This is a genomic window from Paenibacillus sp. RC67 (assembly GCF_030020805.1).
Classification (GTDB): domain Bacteria; phylum Bacillota; class Bacilli; order Paenibacillales; family NBRC-103111; genus Paenibacillus_S.
The window spans coordinates 975,894-995,709 of the sequence record NZ_CP125098.1 but is presented as its reverse complement, the minus strand read 5'-3'; the positions used below and the strand labels follow the sequence as shown (position 1 = coordinate 995,709).

Here is a 19,816-nt window from a genome sequence, read left to right as displayed (position 1 = left end):
ACTATAATATCTGAAAAAGAAGCCCTTTTCAAGGCTTTGATCTCACGGTTTGTCTTTCTACCAAATGATGACTTACGATGCTGCTCGACACTTGCGTTGAACCTTCTTCGATTAATGTAATTAACTTTTCCGATGCCAATCTCCCCATCGCGGTCAATGGCTGATGAATGGTGGTCAGCGGCGGATAGACCATTCTGGCAAATTTTAAATCATCATAACCGATGATCGATATATCGTCCGGAATCTTAAGCCCTTGCTCCAAGGCGGCCCTCATAGCGCCAATAGCCATCTCATCACTTGCTGCAAACAAAGCGGTAAAAGGCGAGGCTTCAGCCAGTAGCTTTTTCATGGCTTTCCTGCTGCTCTCCAGTTCAAAATCACCACATGCCACTCGAGATTCGTCAAATTCGATTCCATTGTCCGCCAAAGCTTGGCGATACCCGTCAAAGCGCGGGAAGCCCGCTATCTGATCCTTCATCGAGCCGGTGAGCATGGCGATCTCCCGGTGACCCTTCTGTATTAGGTAGTCTGTCGCATGATAGGCCGCTTGGCGGTCATCGACCTTGACATAAGGGATCATAAATTTCTGAGACATCGTATTGACCAGTATGACTGGAACTCTCATTTCCTTGATAGCTTGAAAATACTCATCCTTCAGCACTTCGCTCGTGAAGACAATACCGTCGACCTGCTTCTCCCGCAGGACCTGTAGGTACTTCATAGTCCTTTTGCCTTCCTCAGCCGTATTACACACAATGACACTGAACCCTTTTTCTTGAGCGATTTCCTCAATACCGCGAAGAATATCCGATGAGAAGCTGCTGGATACATCCGGAAACAGGACGCCGATCGTCTGGGTCCTCTTATTCACCAGGCCTCTTGCAATCGCATTAGGCTGATACCCCAGCTCTTCCACCGCCCGCATGACCTTTTGCCTGGTCTTATCCGAATAGCCGGCAAGATTATGAAGCACCCGGGAAACCGTAGCAACAGAAACATCCGCTGCCTTGGCCACGTCTTTTATTGTCGGAGGATTCATATCATAAATTACCTTCTTTGCATAACATCTTTTAAATACGTAAACGTTTAAGTATTCTTAGAATAGTCTCCTATTCAAGGTTTGTCAAATCTTTTTTAAATCGCTTACAATAACTAGCAGCACTCGCTTGGGAACTGTTAGATTCCTTATATACATTAGATTTATTGATGCCTGCACAGGAAATATTGACGGAATTTACAGAAGATTCACTCCCTGAGCGTATAATCTTCCCCAAGATCAAAATCATTGTTCTTAATGAGATAAATTATCTGCCTCCGAAAATACACTCTTCCGGACTATAGGAACCAGTAACAGCGTGTCATCTATCAGGATGTCGGCAGCAATCAACAAGTTCATCAATAAACAAACACGACATCAGCCCTTTGACAAAACCAAAATAACGTAATAAAATATTTTTACGTAAGTATAATACTGTATGGAGGTTGGTTTAGTTTGCAGCAAGATATTCTGGAAAGCTGTCTCATCCAGTCGCCGGATCAAGCGATGGCTCTGCTCAATCCGCTACGCGCGGATATCGTTTCGCGGCTCATCGAGCCCGCTTCGGCTGCCGAGTTGGGAAGAATGATCAACGAGCCGCCTCAACGGATGAACTATCACTTGAAGGCGCTGGAGAAAACGGGATTAATTCGTAGAGTCGGTACGCGACAGGTTCGCAATCTTGTCGAGGTGTTGTATCAGTCGATTGCCAAAACATTCGTATTGGCGGAATCACTCAGCTTGTCGGAGGAAACGATCGAGCGGCTGAAGGAGCACGGCTCATTGGCTCAGCTCATTACAACCGCAGAGCAAATGAAGAAGGATGCGGTCTATCTCATGGAACATTCGGAGAAAGGAACTGAAATCCCGAGCGCTACCTTACAGATGGATATTCCTCTACTCGACGGCGACGACCGGGAAGCTTTCATTGCCGATTACGTGACCATGGTAAAGCAGTTAGTTGGAAAATATGCAAAAGCCGCGGATAATTGTCAAAATCCCTCTCTTTATAAGGTGATATTGTCTGTATATCCGAAGGCTGCGGAAGGAGATTAATCTTAATGAGCAAGAAAGTGATTCATGACGAGGCAGTGAAGGAGCAGCAAATAGCTGCTGGAACATCCGAGGCTGTAAAGCCAGCCTCCCCTTTGCTTGTAACCAGACAAAGTGTGGATACGAGTGATAAAGTGTCTACAGAACAGCAAGCTAATGTTGTTGATCTGGAGCAATACAAGGCAGGCCAAGGTCGGCTTATCTCTGAAGAGGCGCTCGTACAAGAATGGCAGCTGAACACCGGAGATAAGGAGCCTCTAGTCAAGCTCATTATGGTGTCTTCCGGATTCAGCGGCAAAAGAAGCTACATCTCAAGAAATACAGATATCCAATGCAAAGCAGCCTAAAAAACGGAACTTAAAGGTTCAACAAGTGAAATGGAGGTAGGAAGATGAGCTATATTCCTATGGTTATTGAGCAAGAGGGTCGCGGCGAGCGATCATATGATATTTATTCCCGATTGTTAAAGGATCGTATCGTTTTTCTTGGTTCGGAGGTCAACGATCAGGTGGCGAACAGTATTATTGCACAGCTGCTCTTTCTTGCGGCGGCCGATCCTGAGAAAGATATCCATTTATATATCAACTCCCCAGGGGGCTCGACCACAGCGGGCTTGGCAATCTATGATACGATGCAGTTTATTAAGCCTGATGTATCAACGATCTGTGTCGGATTTGCGGCTTCCATGGGAGCTATCCTGCTGACAGGCGGCGCAAAAGGCAAACGGTTTGCCCTTCCGAACTCCGAAATTATGATTCACCAGCCGTGGGGCGGCACACAGGGGCAAGCATCGGATATTCAAATCCGGGCGGCGAATATTATGAAGACGCGTAATACGCTGTACAAAATTATCGCGGAAACATCCGGACAGCCTTTTGACAAAGTGGAGAAGGATTCCGACAGGGATTATTTTATGAGCTCAATCGAAGCCAAGGAATATGGGTTGATCGATAAAGTCATCGAGCGGGTTCAGGCATAAGGGGTTCTTCTAAGGGACCAAGCGGGATTTGATCCATTTGTTGGCAGACAATACACAGCATTTCGTATTAAAAAGCAGCGGGAAAGACAGTGATTTCACTGCCTTTCCCGCTGCTTTTGCTATTCTATACTGACGGCTATATCCGGATCAGGCCTTCCCGGGTGACTGTCAGCTTCTCATAACCGGTATGGGTGATCGCATAGCTATTCTCGATACCGACAACCCCGCGCTGCGGGAACGTAAATTTCGGCTCAATCGCTATGACCATCCCAGGCTGCAGCGGATAGCTGAAGCCTTTGGCTAATACAGGCAGCTCATCGATTTCGAGCCCGATCCCATGACCGAGAAACTTGACCTGGTCGTCGCCGAAGCCCATATAATGATCGCTTAATCCCGCATCATGCGCCATAAGCATCGAATGCATATATAAACGTTCGCACACAGTCCCTGGTTTCAGCATCTCCTCAACACTGCGGAGGATTCGCTCCGATGTATCGTACGCATGGACAAGGCCATCCGGAAGATTGCCAATAACTACAGTACGGGTCTGGTCAATGACATACCCGTCGATGCAGCAGCCAACATCCAGCAATATAGGCTCGTTAGCCTGAATCGGTCGGCGACTGGCGCTTTGTGGAACAGCAGCGCTTAAGCCTCGACCTCCAGCCGGACCGTCAAAATAGCTTGGCGTAGCGGCGGCTTCTCCTGCCCCAACCATACCTGTTATAACCTCCTGATTATATCCGCGCATTCTCATCAATCCTATATGGCCTTGAAGACGAATGAACTGTTCGATGCTGGTCATTAGTTCCAGCTCCGTCATCCCTGGCTTCAGTATGCTGACTGAGTGTTCAAATGCCAGATCGATAACTCGCGCCGCTTCCTTTATAAGGGCTATTTCTGAAACGGATTTGATCATCCGCAGTTCACGAACGATCGTCGATCCATCCACCCAATCGATATCAGGCAATACATTTTGCAGCTTCAACAGCTGCTGTACCGGCAGGACATCGAATTCAGCAGCAAATTTCAGCTTGCGTGAGCTTGCCGCCTGCTGCAACAAGGGGCCAAATACTTCGGCAAGCCTTTTCCCAAAGCTGCGAAAAGAGCCCAGGGCCTCCACGGTTATTGCTGATTCTTCCTGTGCCCTTAGAACACTACGCCGAACGAAAAAGACAGCCTCTCCGTCACTCGGAACAAACAAATATCCGGTTTGCATAGAGCCCGTGAAATAATACAAATCTACATTTTGAGTGATCATGCAGCCATCCATCTGGCTCTGACGCAAACGCTCCTGCAAGCGTTGAATACGTAAAACATTTTCATTCATTGTCCTTCACTCCCAGTTACAAAATTGACATTGGTATTCTATAAAAGGAATCTTATCGTTCCGGTATCTAGTGATCTGCTCCAACTATTCGTTTTCTACCTACCTAATCCGTCGTCCTTCATGTAATGCGTACCTGTTCTGCAAGCTCTCTTTTGTAAGAGTACTCCATCTTCTTTATGCTTTCAACATCCTTAGGTGTTTTTGGACCACAGACTTCCTGCATTCAAGACATTCCTTTCGTCTCTGTTTTTCTTCATTAACAATGCCCGTATCAAATAAAAACAGATGGCAGCATTGGATATGCCGACATCTGTTTCATTTTATCTCAAGTCGTTTTCTTATGAGCCCACACTATCCATGGTCTTAGCTAGAACAATGCGCTTCAAACGCTGCAGCACAACGACCGCTTCAGCACGCGTTGCCGCTTGAGTGCCTTTCAACGTATCACCGGCCTCATCAATTAGTCCCGCATCTACGGCCTGCTCTCTTTGTTTAGCCGTCTGCTCTTGGCCTGCCTCAGGGTCCATGGTGCGAAGCGCTAACCGAATCATTTCGGCGCGTTGGAGCTCTTGATCCAGCTCGTCAGCCGAAAAATCGTTCTCATCCACGATACCGACATCACGAAGTGACTGAAAGCTTGCCTCTTGGCTGCTGTGTTCAGAAGAAGATGCAGCAAGCGGTATATGCAGTCCTGCTAGCAGCATGTTGATAAATTCCGCTCGACTTACCGAACGGTCCGGACGGAACGTTCCATCGTCGTAACCCGAGATAATACCTTCGGAAACAGCTTCCAGGATAGGCTCCTCCGCCCAATGTCCATGCATATCACTAAACTCAGCTGACTCCGGATTAGCATAAATTGCATTTCCTCCGGATGAAAAAGCAAAGGGCAAGCTAGCCAATGCGAGTACATAAGCGGTCCTGCGAATAAGGACTATGGATGCAGCCGCAAACATCAATTTCAATTTATTTTTTTGTCTCCTAATGGTGGACATAGCATCTAACCTCTTTTCATCCAATTTACTCTGCCTCGTATGCTTTCAGCACCCGACTGCTTTCACGCCGCTCCGGGGAAGTGACCGTCACATACAGCTTGCCGCCTGCTGAATTCAACTGCAAACGTTTGATCGTGACAACCGAGCTGCCTTCTGGCACAGTTGCGACAGCCTCTGATCCCCAAGCTGTTTGAATAGGTTGGGTAGAAAACGCATCCTCATAGAGCTTCACGGTATCCCCTGGCTTGAGATTCGTGATGGTCACCTCATCTACGTTCTGATCGGTAACGTTCTTAACGTTAATGTTGTTAGGTGAGAGAGGCAGCGTTAATGGCTCTGCCGCATAAATTTTAGGCGTCCGTGAGCTTTCTTCTCCCTGTGAGCGGGTTACCGTTACATAGACCGTACCATATCCGGTTTCGGGTAAAGCGGTATATACGACAGCAGATGCGGTTCCATCTGCAATAGCCGTACCGATTGGAGCTGCAGCCGCTTCCTCCGCATATACTTTGACTATATCGCCAGGCTGAAGTCCTATGACGGTAACCGTATCGTTCGGCCCTGCCACATTGCGTATTTCAATATCTGAACGCGATGGGGCGAGTCCCGCCTGCTCAGCCGCATAGCTTTTTACCGTTCGGCTGCTTTCCCGCCCGGATGCGGAAGTAACCGTAACATAGACATAGCCTGCTTGCTTGCCTAATTGTCCTATTTTGATAACGGCCAAAGAGGAATCCGAGGTGACCGTTGTCGTACCCAAAGTATAGGTCGCATCCGCGGTCGGATATACTTTCACTATATCGCCAGCCGATAAACCAAAGATTTCAATATGGTCGCTCGTTCCTTCCTGCTCATTCGTAACAACGATCATTCCCGGGGCTAGTGCCGGCGTCACCGGTTCAGGATTGTAACGCTTCGATATTCGTTCGCTTTCCAGAAGCGGCGGTGCCGTTACCGTAACATAAATGCTCCCTTGACCGTCTCCTGTTGAAGGAAGGGCCATAGGGATTTCTACCGAGGAAGCTCCCGATGCCACAATCGCTTGTGCCACTGGAGACGAGTCACGATTAGAGGCATACACCTTCACAATATCGCCAGGCTGCAATTGCGACACGATGACATGGTCGTTAGATCCCCGTTCATTATTAACACGTATTTGATCAATCTGAGGCTTACCTGTTCTCGGCTCCGCATCATACCCCTTTTCTACCGTCCGGCTTTCTCTTTTGCCAGGCTCGGTTACAGCTACATAGATGACACCTTCCTCAGCGCCTAACTGACCGACTGATATGACCGTTCCATCTGTCGTGCTTGATGCTACTGTACTAGAACCAAGCAGCTTGGTTTTGGATGCATCTTTATAAACCTTTACCACATCCCCTACGTGAAGCCCCCTAACCGTAACCTGGTCATTGGCTCCCCCCGACCGATTGGTTATACGAATGGATGTCACCGCAGGGGGCACAGATAAAGGTTCCTCCGCGAACGATTTGACGATACGTCGGCTCTCGGAATAGGATGGCTGCGTGACCGTAACGTAAATATGACCACCCAATACTCCTAACTGGTCAACTGTGACCGTAGTACTGGAATATCCGCTGCTAACCGTAGAACTTCCAATAGGAGAAGCCGCTCCTCCATCTGCGTATACCTTCACTTCATCACCGGCGGATAACCCGCTTACGGTAACAAGATCACTTGTCCCCGCCGGCCGATTATCTACCCGGATCGAACTCGGAGCAGGGGGTGCGGATGCAGCCGCATGTACTGGGCCAGCAGGAAGCAGCGAACCAAAAACAATGCACGAAAGCAGCCCGGCTGATGCTAGTTTTTTTGTTCTTTTTAGCAAGTAGTATCCACCTCATTTATTAAGTAAAATCAATCCAGCGGATATTCGTAAATGACCGTTTTATAAACATCGCCGTTGAACGACAATGCATTCGTTCGGGGAAGCTTAACCTTTACTTTGTAAATGACAGCGGGCCCTTTTAACATTTTGGATATATGCTCGCTCTCCTGGACATAGCTGAAGGGAAAACGGACTCCCGGTCTACTGTCATCCACATAATCCTCGAATACAACGACGGGGCGATCCTTCAATAATGTGCCTGTATAAGGCGTCCCATCACTGTTGAGTTGGAGATTGTGCCTCATTCCCGCTTCAAAAGCAGCCCGGGAATCACTTCGTTCGAACACGATGTCCCCTTCGGCAAGCCGATCCTTCTTCACCTGCAGGGCGGCGTCATGAGCTCCCCGATTGATTGCGAATTTAAGCCGATTATGCGTAGTTTCCGTCACATAACGATCCGCTTCAAAGCTTGTCGTATATAAGAACATTAGGATTATAAAAATGAGAAGCAGCGCCCGGTTCATATCCTTCTCACCGTACCAGCGCTTCGCTCATTTGCTTCGCATAGCGGACGATTTCCGGAGGGTCACGGTCGACACTGCCGAACATACTGCGAAAAAGCCACCTTGGCGTACTTTTCACAGAAAGCTTCCCTTCAATATACTCTCCCCTCGGTGTAAGCTCCGTCGTCCCGGTAAACCGAATATCGTTCGCATCAAGCAAAAACGTATGCACCAGCGTCCCCCGCATCTCATCGATAATTTCAGACGTAAATCGGCCGTTGTCGGCATTCGCCGCTTTTTGGATCGCGCTGTCCAGTACCATCTCTACCGCATTCGCCCGTGTTGAGTAAATATCGTGCAAGATCGGCTGAAACAGCAGCAGCATTAAAATATACACGGTCAGCATTTCCACCAAAGCGGCTTTCATGCGGATATGGTTTCAATGCTTATGGTGAGCGAATCATCACCCTTCAAGAAATCCGGCTGCGGCGTTCCTTTCATTTGATAGTGATACGATGTGGGAACGTTGGTATTATTAAATAAATCATCCATTTGGGTTTTCTTGTCTTTAATCGATCCCCACAATGCAACAAAAATGAAAATTCCAATAGCAGCCAGCGTAGCCGCAATTAACAAAAACTTCTCCAAAGCTGGTTTCATACGTTATTCGCTCCTCGTCATTAATTATCCAAAATGGTTCGTACTGCGCGCTAAATCCGTCACATACTGCTGAGCGATGTTTAACGCATTCCACAAATAAATGAGCAGCGGGCTGAACGCAGCCGCATAAGCTATGCTGCCGAAAAACTTTCTTTGACGACGGCGGTTTTCACGCAGCATTTGCGTGTAGCTCTCTTCTCTGGTATCGACTAATGCCGAGATGTCCTCCGGAGGGGTCAGCTCCAAATCCGCAAGCAGCTTGCACAGCTCCTTCGCCTCGCGGGTTCCGATATCGTCGGCAATTGTCTGAAGTGCCATAGAAGCCCCTTCGTCAAAAAGCCGAAGCCCTTTGTTCAAGGATGGCTTGATACGTACCGTATAATCGCGGAGCTTAGTAAGCAGGGTGTGTAAATTCAGTCTTCGTTTCGGGTTGCCTTTGAGTTCGTCTGCAATCATGCTGTAAATCATGAACAGCTCCCGATTTTTTTCTCCATCATCAATCTCCTTCCATTTACTCAATACATAGGTGAGTAAGGAAGCCTTCGTATTCGTTGCGAGCAGCAAGACAACAGGTCCCCACAACCGCAACAGCAAACTTGGCCAAGTAAGCTCAGCCCAATGAAAGGAGGCATCATACAAGCTGTTCATAATCCATACCAAAGCTGTGCCATACCGCAGCGATTGAATTTTCCAGGCATTCAGCTTAAGCGGGTAACCCGTCTGTTCCAAGCGTCGTTCCAGCTCAGGATGATGGAGCCAGCGCTTGAGCTGCATATACTGCAGCCGAGTCATGTATTTCAGCGATACAGGTGCGCGGAGTCTACGATGGACCAAATAAGAGGCATAAACGTATAGCAAACAAATGAGCAATGCGAACAGGGCGCTTGCCAGGGCATATCCTTCATGCTGCAGCTGCATGAACGCTTGTCATCTCCATTCTCCTTAATAGTCGTTAGGGGGACGCCTGAACCATACGGCAAGAAGCAGCGAACCGCCGATAAAGCAAAGCGTTACGGTCAGCCAAAATCGTCCCTGCTCCGTCCCGAGTTGATAGTGCATCGTGCTGTTATAGCCCATAAAAACGATCATAATAACGATCAGCAGCGGAAACAGGATGACATGCAGCCAACTCAACTGCAGCACCTCCGAGCTCGAATCTCCTTCGTCACGGAGCATATCGATTTGCTTATGAATGTTTTTATCAATAGCGTTCAGCGTGCTTTCGACATTCTCGCTGCGCAAAAGTCCTTTAAGAACCGTTAGGCCGAGCTGCTTGGCGAAGGAGGTTTGAATGCTATAAATAAACTCTTCAATCGCCTTCTCCATCTCGCGTGAATCTACGTAATTCAACTCCTCTCGAATCCAGTTCATAAAATGCCGGCGTATAGAAGCCGAGGAAACCTCCTGGCTGGCGAGCTGCAGAGCGGTTCGCATATTGCCCCGGGTCACCTTGTATTTGCTCGATAAAATGCCGACGGCCTCAGCCAGATCATATCCACTTTGGATTTGCAAACTTCTCAGCTTTAAACGATGATAAGCGACAGGACAAGCCATAATGAGCGCGCCCATAAAAAAACTGAATCGAGCATCCATAGTAATGAAATAAATAATCAGGCCTACAGAAACTGCCATAGAGACAGCTAATAGAACAAACCTCTGTACGGTGTACTCGTTATAACGCTCGCCATGCGTAACCTTGAGAAGCAGCTCCAGTTCTCTTCGCAGACGATGCCATATAGCGACTAGCCATGACGCGCCCTTTTCGGGCTCCTTTTGCCTTCGCAGCTGCTTCATGCCTGCTCTATAACGACGGTCTGTACGAACAGCTTCCCCCCAATAACGGAGCAAAGGCACTAGCGTCTTGTACAGACCAAGTGTAAACAACCAGGCGGATATGCACAGCACCGCTGCATTAACGATCGGATATACTGCCACCCGACTGCCCTCCCCATGCCTCAATACATTCACGAACACTGATAGCTGCCTCTCGTCTATGCCTTTCATAGGACGGATATGTTTGCTCCAACGTGTCACTGATTCGATGAAGCGGATTCGCGTGTACAGGATTCAGTACTACGATTCCATCCTCTTCAGGAATAGGCGAAGCTTCCGCTAATTTTCGTAATGACCGTTCCATGAGCTCAGCCCACTCGGGCTGAACTTCCCTCATTTCTTTGCGTAAACGGTCGCTCAAATCATTTCTGTAAGTCCAAGTGTCATCGCGCTCATTCCAATGCATGATCTCGTGAGTGCTGATCTCCCCATTCATCCGGTTATACCGTAGCTCCATCACGCTCTTGATCCTTTTGCGCGATCTCCCCGCATCCTGCGTCTGCACGATTAGAATGTCAATATTATCAGCGACCCGCTTCTCTTCCTGCTCGAACCGTACCCCAGGGTTCAGGGTGCACAACAATCGTGCGAACTGAGAGGGCACTGTCTCAGGCTTCCACGTGTGGAACGTGCTCCCAAAGCCTTTAAGCAGTCGCTCGCAGGCGAGCATGGCACCTTCCGCTTCTACCCTCCGAACCTCGCCGATAATGGCATAATCCACATCAAACCGAAGCACTTGATCCATTGCATGATGAAACGTATTTTCGTGAGTGACCCGCTCGATCAGTTTCTTCTCAGGAAAATCCCGGCTCGCCGCCAGCTCATAATGCTTTTCAATAATGGCGCCCGTATAGTCATCGGCTCGTTCAGCGAGCAGCGCCTTTAAGGTGGTGGACTTTCCTGTCCCTGGCGGACCAATTACCAATAGATTACAATGAGTCTTCGAAATGCCCTTCATCAGTACAGCCGCCTCAGGTGGAATCGTTCTACGACGTTCGTCGGCCAAATCGTCCACCGTGACCCGACCGATCAAAAACCGGCGAAAAGTAATGACATCACGTCGAACATCCGGCTTAACCGTTAACGTTACCCGTTCTCCTGTATATAAATCGACCTCCAGCGTGGTGTTGTACAAATTAACGATGGCATCCTCTCTTTGTCGGGTCAAAGCACGAATGATCTTGTCCACATCCTGGGTGGTTGCGAATTGAAAAGGCATCCGCTCGTGCCGTCCATGATGATGGATCCAAATCGAGGTGCCGATAATTTGCGCCGCATAGCTGTCTGGGTACTTTTTCCAGCAGGCTAGCGCTTTAAAGCCGTATATCTCGTGAAACATCGCATGGGTTATGTCGGAAAAGCATTGCTGCTCCTCTCTCGCGTAAAGCCTTAAGCCAACATAATATTCAGGCAGATCCACTTGATACAAGCCATTCTGATCTACATAAGACTGAATTTGTTCCATAATAGCCGATACGGTCTCAGGAACACCAATAATGGCCTTATTTTCCAGCTCGACAAAGGCTTGTGCCTCATCCGTCTTGGCAACATCAGCTTGCGGCCTATCTGCTTCCCTGCGGTGCATCGTCCCAGCAAACCGCTCACCGACCAGATCTTTGTAGGTTTTGCACACCTGTTCGAATGTTGCCATGTTTGTTTTGCTCTGTGAAATATCAGCTTCCTGCGATACGGCTTGAGGAGTGGGAGATGCTTCTGGCAATGCTTCTCTATGAAATTGACCAATATGAAATCTGGAGTAGCTTCCCATAGATCAAGCCTCCTTTAGCGGCTTTACCCAACGAAGCCATGAACCCTTGACTGATTTAGAAGCGACAGAGGAAGCAGATCTGTCCGAAGTAGGCTGCATCGATATGCCGTAATAATGTAGAATTGCGCGGCATACTTTAATAAGCTCCTTGTCATACTCAGGCCATTGTTGACTGAGCAAGCTTTTTTCCGCTTCGCTTCGATAAAACCCCGGCACATGCGGAATACTTCCGACATAAGGCATATCCAGCTGGCGGGAGAGCTGCTTTTCATTTTCCATATCGGGGGAACGGAGCATTCGATTAAACAGTAGCATCGCCTGACGACTCTCCAGATGAAACACCGGGTTCAAAATATGCTCGCACATGCGTTTCCACTGCTCTTTAGCAGCCTGACTCTGATTCATCTGTACCAGCAGCAGATCCGCAGCATATATGCTTTGCGCAGACAGCGCATGGTCCGGGTAGCTGCCTGCATCGATCAGCACCAGATCAAAGCACTCCCGCGCTTTTTCGATCAGCCAGGAAATCCCATCGGTATGATAGTAGTAAAGCTTTTTCAAATCCCTGTTGCCGGCTAAATAATGAACACCCGACGCTACCTGCTGCATTTTGTTAACAAGCTCACCGCCTTGAAGCTGTCGTCCCTGGAGGCTGCCCCACAGCTCGTCCAAATATTTAGCCTCGTACTTGATGCCAATGTCCCCGGGGTTCCATCCGTTCAAGCCTAAGATGCCAATTCGTTTCCCTGATAGTCTGGCAAGCTGCATGCCTGTTACTAACAGGCTTGAAGTAAGCCCTAACTGGGGCAGCGCTCCTATTGCTGTAATCACCTTGCTTGTAGGCAGTTCCTTGGCAAAGCAAAGTCTTCCGATTTCTCTAGCTACTTGCTCTGGGGTAAGGTTAGGCATTACACACCGGATTCCGTGAGCTGCACATAGGCTTTGGGTGGTTTTCAATACCATGAAATCCGGAGCATGGTTCAACAAATAAACAAAAGTTTGCGCCGTGTAATGTGCTCTTAAAGCAATGACTTCATATATATCAAGACATTCCCCGCTGACAATCCATAGATCCGAAGCTGACGCCGGACCCTGCTTGGGAAAATCTGAATCTGTAAAGACTGAGTCAAAGCTTACGGCGTTCTCACGTTCTTCGGCTTCCATGAGCAGTACAGCAATCATTTCCTTGGAAATCGATGAGACCGAGCCATAATCGTTTGAAATCCGCAGCGCTTCAATCAGCCGCCGATCCTCGGCTACTACATAAACATTCAACTATAAGACGCCTCCTCTTGGTTTGCCTTACCTGTAAACGATTAAAAAACGATAGCCTTTGGTGCCGTATTTGCGAATCAGCTCCTTCTGCTCTTCATTGACTATAAGCTCAACCGTAGTGACGGCTCCGGTCGTTTTCTTACGGTCGTCCGTCGAAGCAATCTCCTGATTGTTCGATCCTTTAACAAAGCTGACGACTATTTCCTGGAGCCTTTTCTCTTCCTCGAACGGAATGTTCAATGTTTCCAGTTTTTCACGGGTCAGCTCCTGCCCGGATTTGTCCTCAGCTTTTTTGGCTTCTTCCTTTTGTACAAGCAGCAAGGAGACCCTATCTCCCCGGAGCAAGCTTCCAGGAGGCTTCCCGAACATCCACTCCGCAGGCAGCGACATGTTCCATTCCCCTAGACCAGGGAGCAGATGACTCGTATTAAGCATCGCATCGGTTATTTGCTCATTAGCGCGAATGACGCGCGTGGTCTCCTGTCCGAGAGCACGGGGCAGCTTGTCGATAGCTCCGTCCACTAGAAGCTCTTTCTTCAGCTTGACTGTCTTCAGGTCAGCCTCCGACAATCGCCCGCCGCGTTCAACCGTACGGGAAGCCTGGAGAACCTCAACGGTACCCCATCTCGGTTCTACGCCCCATTTCCACCCGATTAACAATGCGGGACCGGACAAGCACAATCCTATGACCAACACATAGTACATGCATTTATACCAAAAATTCATCGAACTCTTCTCCTGTTATCCGTTTTTCCACAACTTGCGCAGCGCATTCAGAGTACCGCTCGTCGCAGCATCTGCTTTTCTTTCCTCGAGCCATTCTCTCAGCCAGGGCTTAATGGCTCGTACAAGCTGCTGCTGGACAACGGGGCGATCCTGAACCAATAGGCCGAGCCAGCTTGCTTCGGCAATCTTCGCGTAGTCGATTACCGGCAGCATACATACCGGAGGCTCAGGCAGAACGCGCAGCCACTGGCCCGTATGGCCGGAGGTAACCGTCTTGTTCGCGATCCCATATACTCGCTTGCCCGCCTGTCGCAGCTGCTGTAACTGCTGCTGGCTTCTGCGCGTCATTTCAAGCTCAAGCTTGTGAAGCATAGGGTCAACTACATATACGATATCGACGGTCTCCATATTTAACAGCTCGAGTATTCCGGGATGCTGCCAATCTGATCCGATGTCGATCAGTAAGATTGGCGTGTCTAGCTCCAGCAGCTTATGCAGCCAACGGCTTGTCCCTCCGCCGCCATCAGTTGATTCGGCTGCTGATGGGAGCCACAGCGTGCAGCCATCCACCCAGGCTGCATCCCGACGCGAGTCAGCGCCTGCTGCATTGTAGCAGCGATAGCCGGGCGGCGCGTGCTTCTCGCCGAACAGCAGCGCGTGCAGCTCCGGCTGCTGCTTCGGCGCTTCAGCCACCGCGTGCGGTACGCCGAGCCCGTGCAGCGCACGGGCCAGCGTGATCGCCGCGAACGTCGCACCGGCGCCGCCGTAGAGCGCGCCTACGGCGATGATTCGCGGCGGCTGAGCCGAGGTGCCGGCGTTGCTGCGATCTTCCCGCCAGGTCGTCGCGACCGACGAGCGGCGCTCCGCCTGTACTCGCAGCAGTTCTTCACGCACCTCAGCCGCGCTCCGACAACGCGCATCGGGGTCAGCCTGCAGCAGCTTCTCTACTAGCTCCGCGAGTCTTCCAGGAAGCTTTGTATCAAGCTCTTGCAGCCGCTTGTGCCCAGCATGACAATACGCCCCACCGCTTAGCAAAAAATACATAAGCGCTCCGAGCCCGTACAAATCAGTGCGCTCATCGGTCTGCCTCCCCTCGAACTGCTCCGGAGCTGCAAAGCCGACGGTACCTATGCGAACCGTATCAGCGGCTTGTCCTCTTTTGAAGCTTCGCGCGATGCCGAAATCGATAAGTCTCAGCCTTTCCTGTACATCGATCATCAGGTTCGACGGCTTCAAATCTCGATAAATGATCGGCTCTGGCCTACGGCTGTGCAAGTAAGCGAATAGTTCACATAGCTGCAGTGAATAATCGATCACCTGATCCAGCTCCATACGGTGGCCCTTCCGTTCAAAACGCTGCAGCAGCGTTTCACCTTCGATATAGTCCATGACCAAATAATTGAATCCGCCGCGGTCGGCAGTATAATAATCCACAATATCAGGTAAGTTCGGATGGTGAAGCCGCACGAGCATGTCTGCCTCCGCCAAGCCGGCGTAAACCTCATCCCCTTCTAGCCTCGCCTCCTTCACCGCCCTGCGCTTGCCAGGTAATCGCAAATCTTCCGCCAAATAAACCGTGCTCATTCCCCCCCTGCCAATAACGGATACGATTCGATACCGATTTCCTAGTACATCGCCCTCGCTGAGCCCTTGCTGTCCTCTCATACAGACCTCACCTCTATCCAAGTCATGTTCATGCCCGTAAATGAACCGCACATTTCCCGAACGACAAAAAAACCGCCCCTTCCCTGACGCCTAAGCGCAGGATAGAGGCGGTTCTTCCGCTCGTAATATCCAATGTTGTATATAAATTACCACAATTTTCTTTATTATGCAACAGCATTTATTGGAAGGAAGCGGATGTCTAAATTTACTCCGTGCGGGAAAACTATGGTACAATCTCATATTTAGGATGCAATAGGAGGCCTCAATGACATGCGTAGTCATAACTTCAAAGTATTGGCGCTTTCGAGCTGTATACTGCTGCTTGGATTCAGTACAACCTTAACGGCCGCACCAAGCAAGGGACGACCGTATTATGAAAAACGCGGCGAAGTCGTTTGGGAAGTGCCGACCGAGGAACAGGTCATAGCGCTGAGCTTCGATGATGGTCCTGATCCCGAGGATACGCCTGAAATCTTGGACTTACTGAAGCAATATGATGTGAAAGCAACCTTTTTTATCATTGGAAATAAAGCAGAAATGTACCCCGACCTCGTTAAGAGGGAAGCAGATGAAGGACATGAGCTGGCCAATCACACCTATAAACACCTCTATTTCAACAGGAAGGTGTCCGAGCATCGGTTCAAGGATGAGCTGAGAAAAACGCAGGATGCCATATTTAAAGCAAGCGGGCAGAGGCCCCACCTGTTCAGGCCTCCAGGAGGCTACTACAATGAGACTCTGGTTCGCATCGCGAGGAAAGAAGGCTTTACTGTAGTCATGTGGTCATGGCATCAGAATACAATGGACTGGAATACACCGGGTATTTCCAAAATTACATCCACCGTGCTGGATAACGCCCGCAACGGTGATATCGTCTTGTTCCACGACTATGTTGAAGGACAGACACAGACCATCGCCGCCCTAAAAAAAATACTGCCTGAGTTGAAGAGCAGAGGCTACCGGTTTGTTACAATTTCAGAGCTGTTGTCCTACAGCAAGTTAAGTCCGGTAAAACAGGGAGATTCTATTAAGTAATCCATCCTGGTTTTTCAGCAGCGTAAAGCCGCAGATTTTTCGGGGGACAATCTCCCCCGACCCTTTATAATGATGGACCGGCAACTGTCCTCTTAGCTACAGACAATCCCATACCGCAGATGAATGCAAAAAAGAGCAGCTATCCGAGGAAAACTGCTCTTTGATACGCAACTACTATTTAGTTTTCAAATCTTCAATGGAATCGATATCCATATAGGAAGGAACGACAAGGCCGATTTTCGTACCATTCAGATTAACTCCAAGATCCTCGAATTTCCCCTTGTACTTCTCATAGTAATCTTTATGTGTTGTAGGAAGCCACGCTGCCACAATAGCGTCCGCATCACCATTGGAGACACCAGCCCACATGGGGCCTGCTTCGACCTGTAGAAGATCGACTTTATAGCCGAGCTTGGTTTCCAATACCGTTTTCACCACATTCGTGCTGGCAATTTCGGAATCCCACGCAACATAGGCAAGCTTAAGCTTTTTGCCATCTGCTTTAGGAATATCTTTGCTCCATGCATCCACTTTGTCTGCATTGTCCTTAACCCAAGCCGCGGCTGCATCCTCAGGTTTTTTACCGTTTTGAATATCCACCATGACTTTGGCCATATCTTCCGGAGTCCATTCGAACTTATCCAGCAAGCTATAGGCCGAAGGCTCATCCTTCTTCAGTCCGTTGCGGACAATTGTATGAATTTGCTCGTCGCCACCATATACATTTTTAGGGTCCTTCAAATATTTCAAATCATATTTACCGAACATCCAATGCGGTGTCCAGCCGGTAATGATGATAGGCTTTTTATCCTTGTACGCTTTGTCGAAAGCAGCAGTCATAGCCGCTCCTGAGCCCTCCACGAGTTTCCAATCGGTGAGCTCGTAATCCTTAATCGCCTGCGCCGTCGATTTCATAATCCCTGCGCCCGGGTCAATACCAATAATCTCATGCTTCACCTGAGCACCAATCGTCTGAGCTTGCGGCGCTTCTTTTTCCTTGGCACAGCCTGTCAAAATAACAAGGGCGGATAACCCTGCAAACATAAAAGTTTTCATCGTTTTTTTCATTTCATTACCCTCTCTTTGTTCTTTTTCGTTTAACCAGATGCTGCGTCATTCGATCCAGAAAAATAGCAAGAATAACGATCGATAAGCCAGCTTCAAAGCCTTGACCTGTCTTAATCTGCGTGACCGCCCGATACACATCGGCTCCAATACCTTGGGCACCGATCATGGACGAAATAACAACCATAGACAATGCCAGCATCAGCGTTTGGTTCACGCCTGCCATGATGGTAGGCACCGCTAGCGGCAGTTGGACTTTGAACAGCATTTGACCCGATGTAGAGCCAAATGCATTGGAAGCCTCGACCAGGTCGGCAGGAACCTGCCGTATCCCCAAGTTCGTCAGACGGATCGTAGGAGGAACCGCGAAAATAACGGATGCGATTACTCCCGGTACTACACCCAAGCCGAAGAAAGTGACCGCAGGTATTAAATATACGAATGCAGGCATCGTCTGCATAAAATCGAGTATCGGCATGAGCACGTTTTGCACTCGCTGGTCCTTAGCACACCATATGCCAAGAGGAATGCCAAGCACGATGGAAATGATCGCCGACGTCAAAACCAACGCGAGCGTATCCATCGTATGGTCCCAGTACCCCAGGTTATCAATAAGGTATAGTCCAATAATAGTAAATAAGGCCATGGGTAAACGGGCAAACCAGTAAGCAATGGCGCCCAATAATATTATAAATACTAAGGACGGTACCAAATGAAGCACGGTGGAGATACCGTTCACAATCCCCTCAATAATCATCGACACCGCATCGAAGAAGATCGATAAATGAGTACCCAGAGCATCAACTGCACTCTCTACCCATTCGTCAAGAGGCATTTTCGGAATCATCCGTCGTCACCTCCTTCGCCATATGCTGTCCAGCCAAAGCTCCCAGTACGGCTCCACGAACAATGACGCCTACGATACGTCCGTTCTCATTAACAACAGCAACGGGATATTTGGATGAGCCGCATATTTCAAACAATTCATGAAGCAGCATTTCCGGCGAAACGGTAGGTACATCATCAATGACGATATCCTCCAATGATTGGCCATCCTTGACTGCATTGGATGCATCATCCGCTGTTATAACTCCAAGCAGTCTCTTCGATCGATCGACGACAAACAAATTGGAGATACCACTGTCCCGCATCAACTGCAGGGCTACACGCGGACCTCTGTCCAATCCTACCGTCTCCGGCCTGCGCATCACGTGAGAGGCCGTTAATACCTTGGATAAGTCGACATCCTCAACAAATCGTTCCACGTATTCATTAGCCGGATTCATCAAAATTTCTTCAGGCGTCCCTATCTGTACGACAGCCCCGTCCTTCATAAGCGCGATCCGATCGCCAATCCGCAGCGCTTCATCTAAGTCATGGGTAATAAAGACGATAGTTTTCTTCATCTTATCCTGAAGCTCCAGCAGCTCATCCTGCATATCCTTGCGAATAAGCGGATCCAAGGCGCTGAACGCTTCGTCCATCAATAAAATATCCGGATCATTCGCTAACGCTCTCGCGAGTCCTACCCTCTGCTGCATGCCTCCGCTAAGCTGATCGGGAAAGCTGTTGTCCCAGCCTTTCAAACCAACAAGCTCAAGCGCCGCCTCCGCCTTGCTCCTTCTGGAGGACTTCTCCAATCCTTGTACTTCGAGTCCGTATTCCACGTTTTCGAGCACCGTCCGGTGCGGAAATAGCGCGAACTTCTGAAATACCATACTGATTTGTTTCCGTCTGACTTGACGCAATTGCTCCGGATTCATCTGTACAATGTCTTGACCGTGAATAGCAATCGTACCGAGCGTCGGCTCGATCAGACGATTCAGCAGTCGTACCATCGTCGATTTGCCGCTCCCCGACAATCCCATAATGACGAATATTTCCCCGGACTCAATTGAAAAACTAACCTTGTTAACCCCCACGGTGTGCTTTGTTTCCTTGTAAATGCTGTCTTTAGACCAGCCTTTATCGAGAAGACTAAGCGCACTTTCGGGATTAGGGCCAAATACCTTCGAAAGCTCTTTTACTTCGATAATGGCCATGG

Annotated in this window: 20 protein-coding genes; 4 read left to right on the top strand and 16 right to left on the bottom strand. The window is 49.1% G+C overall.

The window, feature by feature from the left end:
- Window positions 1–28 precede the first annotated feature (28 nt).
- Window positions 29–1,039, bottom strand: a complete 1,011-nt coding sequence (locus QMA13_RS04545; protein WP_282939812.1) for a LacI family DNA-binding transcriptional regulator — start codon at window positions 1,037–1,039, stop codon at window positions 29–31.
- A gap of 453 nt (window positions 1,040–1,492) precedes the next feature.
- Here QMA13_RS04545 and QMA13_RS04540 point away from each other — a divergent pair, with 453 nt between their 5' ends.
- Genes QMA13_RS04540 through clpP form a run of 3 tightly spaced genes read left to right on the top strand, consistent with a single transcriptional unit; the run spans window position 1,493 to window position 3,068 of the window.
- Entirely contained in the window at window positions 1,493–2,092 is a 600-nt protein-coding gene (locus QMA13_RS04540; RefSeq protein ID WP_282939810.1) for a winged helix-turn-helix domain-containing protein, read from the top strand.
- Between the two features lie 5 nt (window positions 2,093–2,097).
- Complete coding sequence (locus QMA13_RS04535) at window positions 2,098–2,436, top strand: hypothetical protein (protein ID WP_282939808.1); 339 nt, start codon at window positions 2,098–2,100, stop codon at window positions 2,434–2,436.
- Window positions 2,437–2,480: 44 nt separating this feature from the next.
- Window positions 2,481–3,068: an ATP-dependent Clp endopeptidase proteolytic subunit ClpP gene (gene clpP, locus QMA13_RS04530; RefSeq protein WP_282939807.1), complete on the top strand. Its 588-nt coding sequence runs from the start codon at window positions 2,481–2,483 to the stop codon at window positions 3,066–3,068.
- 136 nt (window positions 3,069–3,204) lie between these two features.
- Here the strand turns inward: clpP and QMA13_RS04525 are convergent, their stop codons facing one another.
- From QMA13_RS04525 to QMA13_RS04470, 12 genes are all read right to left on the bottom strand, one after another.
- Window positions 3,205–4,398, bottom strand: coding sequence for a M24 family metallopeptidase (locus QMA13_RS04525; protein WP_282939806.1), 1,194 nt, complete (start codon window positions 4,396–4,398; stop codon window positions 3,205–3,207).
- Window positions 4,399–4,736: 338 nt separating this feature from the next.
- On the bottom strand, window positions 4,737–5,354 hold the full coding sequence (locus tag QMA13_RS04520) for an S-layer homology domain-containing protein (protein ID WP_282943257.1): 618 nt from the start codon (window positions 5,352–5,354) through the stop codon (window positions 4,737–4,739).
- Between the two features lie 64 nt (window positions 5,355–5,418).
- On the bottom strand, window positions 5,419–7,242 hold the full coding sequence (locus tag QMA13_RS04515; RefSeq protein WP_282939805.1) for a hypothetical protein: 1,824 nt from the start codon (window positions 7,240–7,242) through the stop codon (window positions 5,419–5,421).
- Window positions 7,243–7,271: 29 nt separating this feature from the next.
- On the bottom strand, window positions 7,272–7,766 hold the full coding sequence (locus tag QMA13_RS04510) for a hypothetical protein (RefSeq protein ID WP_282939804.1): 495 nt from the start codon (window positions 7,764–7,766) through the stop codon (window positions 7,272–7,274).
- 7 nt (window positions 7,767–7,773) lie between these two features.
- A complete protein-coding gene (locus tag QMA13_RS04505) occupies window positions 7,774–8,172 on the bottom strand; it encodes a hypothetical protein (RefSeq protein WP_282939802.1) in 399 nt (132 codons plus the stop codon).
- Window positions 8,169–8,405 (bottom strand): hypothetical protein, encoded by a 237-nt coding sequence (locus QMA13_RS04500; protein WP_282939801.1) that lies wholly within the window; start codon window positions 8,403–8,405, stop codon window positions 8,169–8,171. Before QMA13_RS04500 ends, QMA13_RS04505 begins: the two co-directional genes overlap by 4 nt.
- A gap of 24 nt (window positions 8,406–8,429) precedes the next feature.
- Window positions 8,430–9,323 carry a hypothetical protein gene (locus QMA13_RS04495; protein WP_282939799.1) on the bottom strand — a complete coding sequence of 298 codons (894 nt, stop codon included), beginning with the start codon at window positions 9,321–9,323 and terminating at the stop codon, window positions 8,430–8,432.
- Between the two features lie 24 nt (window positions 9,324–9,347).
- Window positions 9,348–10,340: a hypothetical protein gene (locus QMA13_RS04490; RefSeq protein ID WP_282939797.1), complete on the bottom strand. Its 993-nt coding sequence runs from the start codon at window positions 10,338–10,340 to the stop codon at window positions 9,348–9,350.
- Window positions 10,318–12,006, bottom strand: a complete 1,689-nt coding sequence (locus QMA13_RS04485) for an ATPase, T2SS/T4P/T4SS family (RefSeq protein WP_282939796.1) — start codon at window positions 12,004–12,006, stop codon at window positions 10,318–10,320. The genes QMA13_RS04490 and QMA13_RS04485 overlap by 23 nt, the downstream gene beginning before the upstream one ends.
- Window positions 12,007–12,009: 3 nt before the next feature.
- The gene (locus tag QMA13_RS04480) at window positions 12,010–13,281 is read right to left on the bottom strand and encodes a P-loop NTPase family protein (RefSeq protein ID WP_282939795.1); all 1,272 of its coding nucleotides are present in this window, start codon (window positions 13,279–13,281) and stop codon (window positions 12,010–12,012) included.
- A gap of 27 nt (window positions 13,282–13,308) precedes the next feature.
- Entirely contained in the window at window positions 13,309–14,007 is a 699-nt protein-coding gene (locus QMA13_RS04475; RefSeq protein ID WP_282939794.1) for an SAF domain-containing protein, read from the bottom strand.
- Window positions 14,008–14,022: 15 nt separating this feature from the next.
- Window positions 14,023–15,672 (bottom strand): serine/threonine protein kinase, encoded by a 1,650-nt coding sequence (locus QMA13_RS04470; protein WP_282939792.1) that lies wholly within the window; start codon window positions 15,670–15,672, stop codon window positions 14,023–14,025.
- Window positions 15,673–15,942: 270 nt separating this feature from the next.
- Here QMA13_RS04470 and QMA13_RS04465 point away from each other — a divergent pair, with 270 nt between their 5' ends.
- On the top strand, window positions 15,943–16,707 hold the full coding sequence (locus tag QMA13_RS04465; RefSeq protein ID WP_282939790.1) for a polysaccharide deacetylase family protein: 765 nt from the start codon (window positions 15,943–15,945) through the stop codon (window positions 16,705–16,707).
- 174 nt (window positions 16,708–16,881) lie between these two features.
- Here QMA13_RS04465 and QMA13_RS04460 read toward each other — a convergent pair whose 3' ends face one another.
- From QMA13_RS04460 to QMA13_RS04450, 3 genes are read right to left on the bottom strand one after another with little or no spacing between them, the layout of a single operon-like run.
- Entirely contained in the window at window positions 16,882–17,775 is an 894-nt protein-coding gene (locus tag QMA13_RS04460) for a glycine betaine ABC transporter substrate-binding protein (RefSeq protein ID WP_282939788.1), read from the bottom strand.
- A 4-nt stretch (window positions 17,776–17,779) separates the two neighbouring features.
- Complete coding sequence (locus QMA13_RS04455; RefSeq protein WP_282939786.1) at window positions 17,780–18,619, bottom strand: ABC transporter permease; 840 nt, start codon at window positions 18,617–18,619, stop codon at window positions 17,780–17,782.
- Window positions 18,597–19,814 (bottom strand): quaternary amine ABC transporter ATP-binding protein, encoded by a 1,218-nt coding sequence (locus tag QMA13_RS04450; RefSeq protein ID WP_282939784.1) that lies wholly within the window; start codon window positions 19,812–19,814, stop codon window positions 18,597–18,599. Before QMA13_RS04450 ends, QMA13_RS04455 begins: the two co-directional genes overlap by 23 nt.
- Between the last annotated feature and the right edge of the window lie 2 nt (window positions 19,815–19,816).

Excerpts from the sequence above, each read along its gene's own strand:
- QMA13_RS04465 (WP_282939790.1), top strand. The coding sequence starts at position 15,943 with ATGCGTAGTCATAACTTCAAAGTATTGGCGCTTTCGAGCTGTATACTG.
- QMA13_RS04520 (WP_282943257.1), bottom strand. The coding sequence starts at position 5,354 with ATGTTTGCGGCTGCATCCATAGTCCTTATTCGCAGGACCGCTTATGTA.
- QMA13_RS04470 (WP_282939792.1), bottom strand. The coding sequence starts at position 15,672 with ATGAGAGGACAGCAAGGGCTCAGCGAGGGCGATGTACTAGGAAATCGG.
- QMA13_RS04535 (WP_282939808.1), top strand. The coding sequence starts at position 2,098 with ATGAGCAAGAAAGTGATTCATGACGAGGCAGTGAAGGAGCAGCAAATA.
- QMA13_RS04475 (WP_282939794.1), bottom strand. The coding sequence starts at position 14,007 with ATGAATTTTTGGTATAAATGCATGTACTATGTGTTGGTCATAGGATTG.
- QMA13_RS04495 (WP_282939799.1), bottom strand. The coding sequence starts at position 9,323 with ATGCAGCTGCAGCATGAAGGATATGCCCTGGCAAGCGCCCTGTTCGCA.
- QMA13_RS04525 (WP_282939806.1), bottom strand. The coding sequence starts at position 4,398 with ATGAATGAAAATGTTTTACGTATTCAACGCTTGCAGGAGCGTTTGCGT.
- QMA13_RS04505 (WP_282939802.1), bottom strand. The coding sequence starts at position 8,172 with ATGAAAGCCGCTTTGGTGGAAATGCTGACCGTGTATATTTTAATGCTG.
- QMA13_RS04455 (WP_282939786.1), bottom strand. The coding sequence starts at position 18,619 with ATGATTCCGAAAATGCCTCTTGACGAATGGGTAGAGAGTGCAGTTGAT.
- QMA13_RS04500 (WP_282939801.1), bottom strand. The coding sequence starts at position 8,405 with ATGAAACCAGCTTTGGAGAAGTTTTTGTTAATTGCGGCTACGCTGGCT.
- QMA13_RS04510 (WP_282939804.1), bottom strand. The coding sequence starts at position 7,766 with ATGAACCGGGCGCTGCTTCTCATTTTTATAATCCTAATGTTCTTATAT.
- QMA13_RS04545 (WP_282939812.1), bottom strand. The coding sequence starts at position 1,039 with ATGAATCCTCCGACAATAAAAGACGTGGCCAAGGCAGCGGATGTTTCT.
- QMA13_RS04450 (WP_282939784.1), bottom strand. The coding sequence starts at position 19,814 with ATGGCCATTATCGAAGTAAAAGAGCTTTCGAAGGTATTTGGCCCTAAT.
- QMA13_RS04485 (WP_282939796.1), bottom strand. The coding sequence starts at position 12,006 with ATGGGAAGCTACTCCAGATTTCATATTGGTCAATTTCATAGAGAAGCA.
- clpP (WP_282939807.1), top strand. The coding sequence starts at position 2,481 with ATGAGCTATATTCCTATGGTTATTGAGCAAGAGGGTCGCGGCGAGCGA.
- QMA13_RS04460 (WP_282939788.1), bottom strand. The coding sequence starts at position 17,775 with ATGAAAAAAACGATGAAAACTTTTATGTTTGCAGGGTTATCCGCCCTT.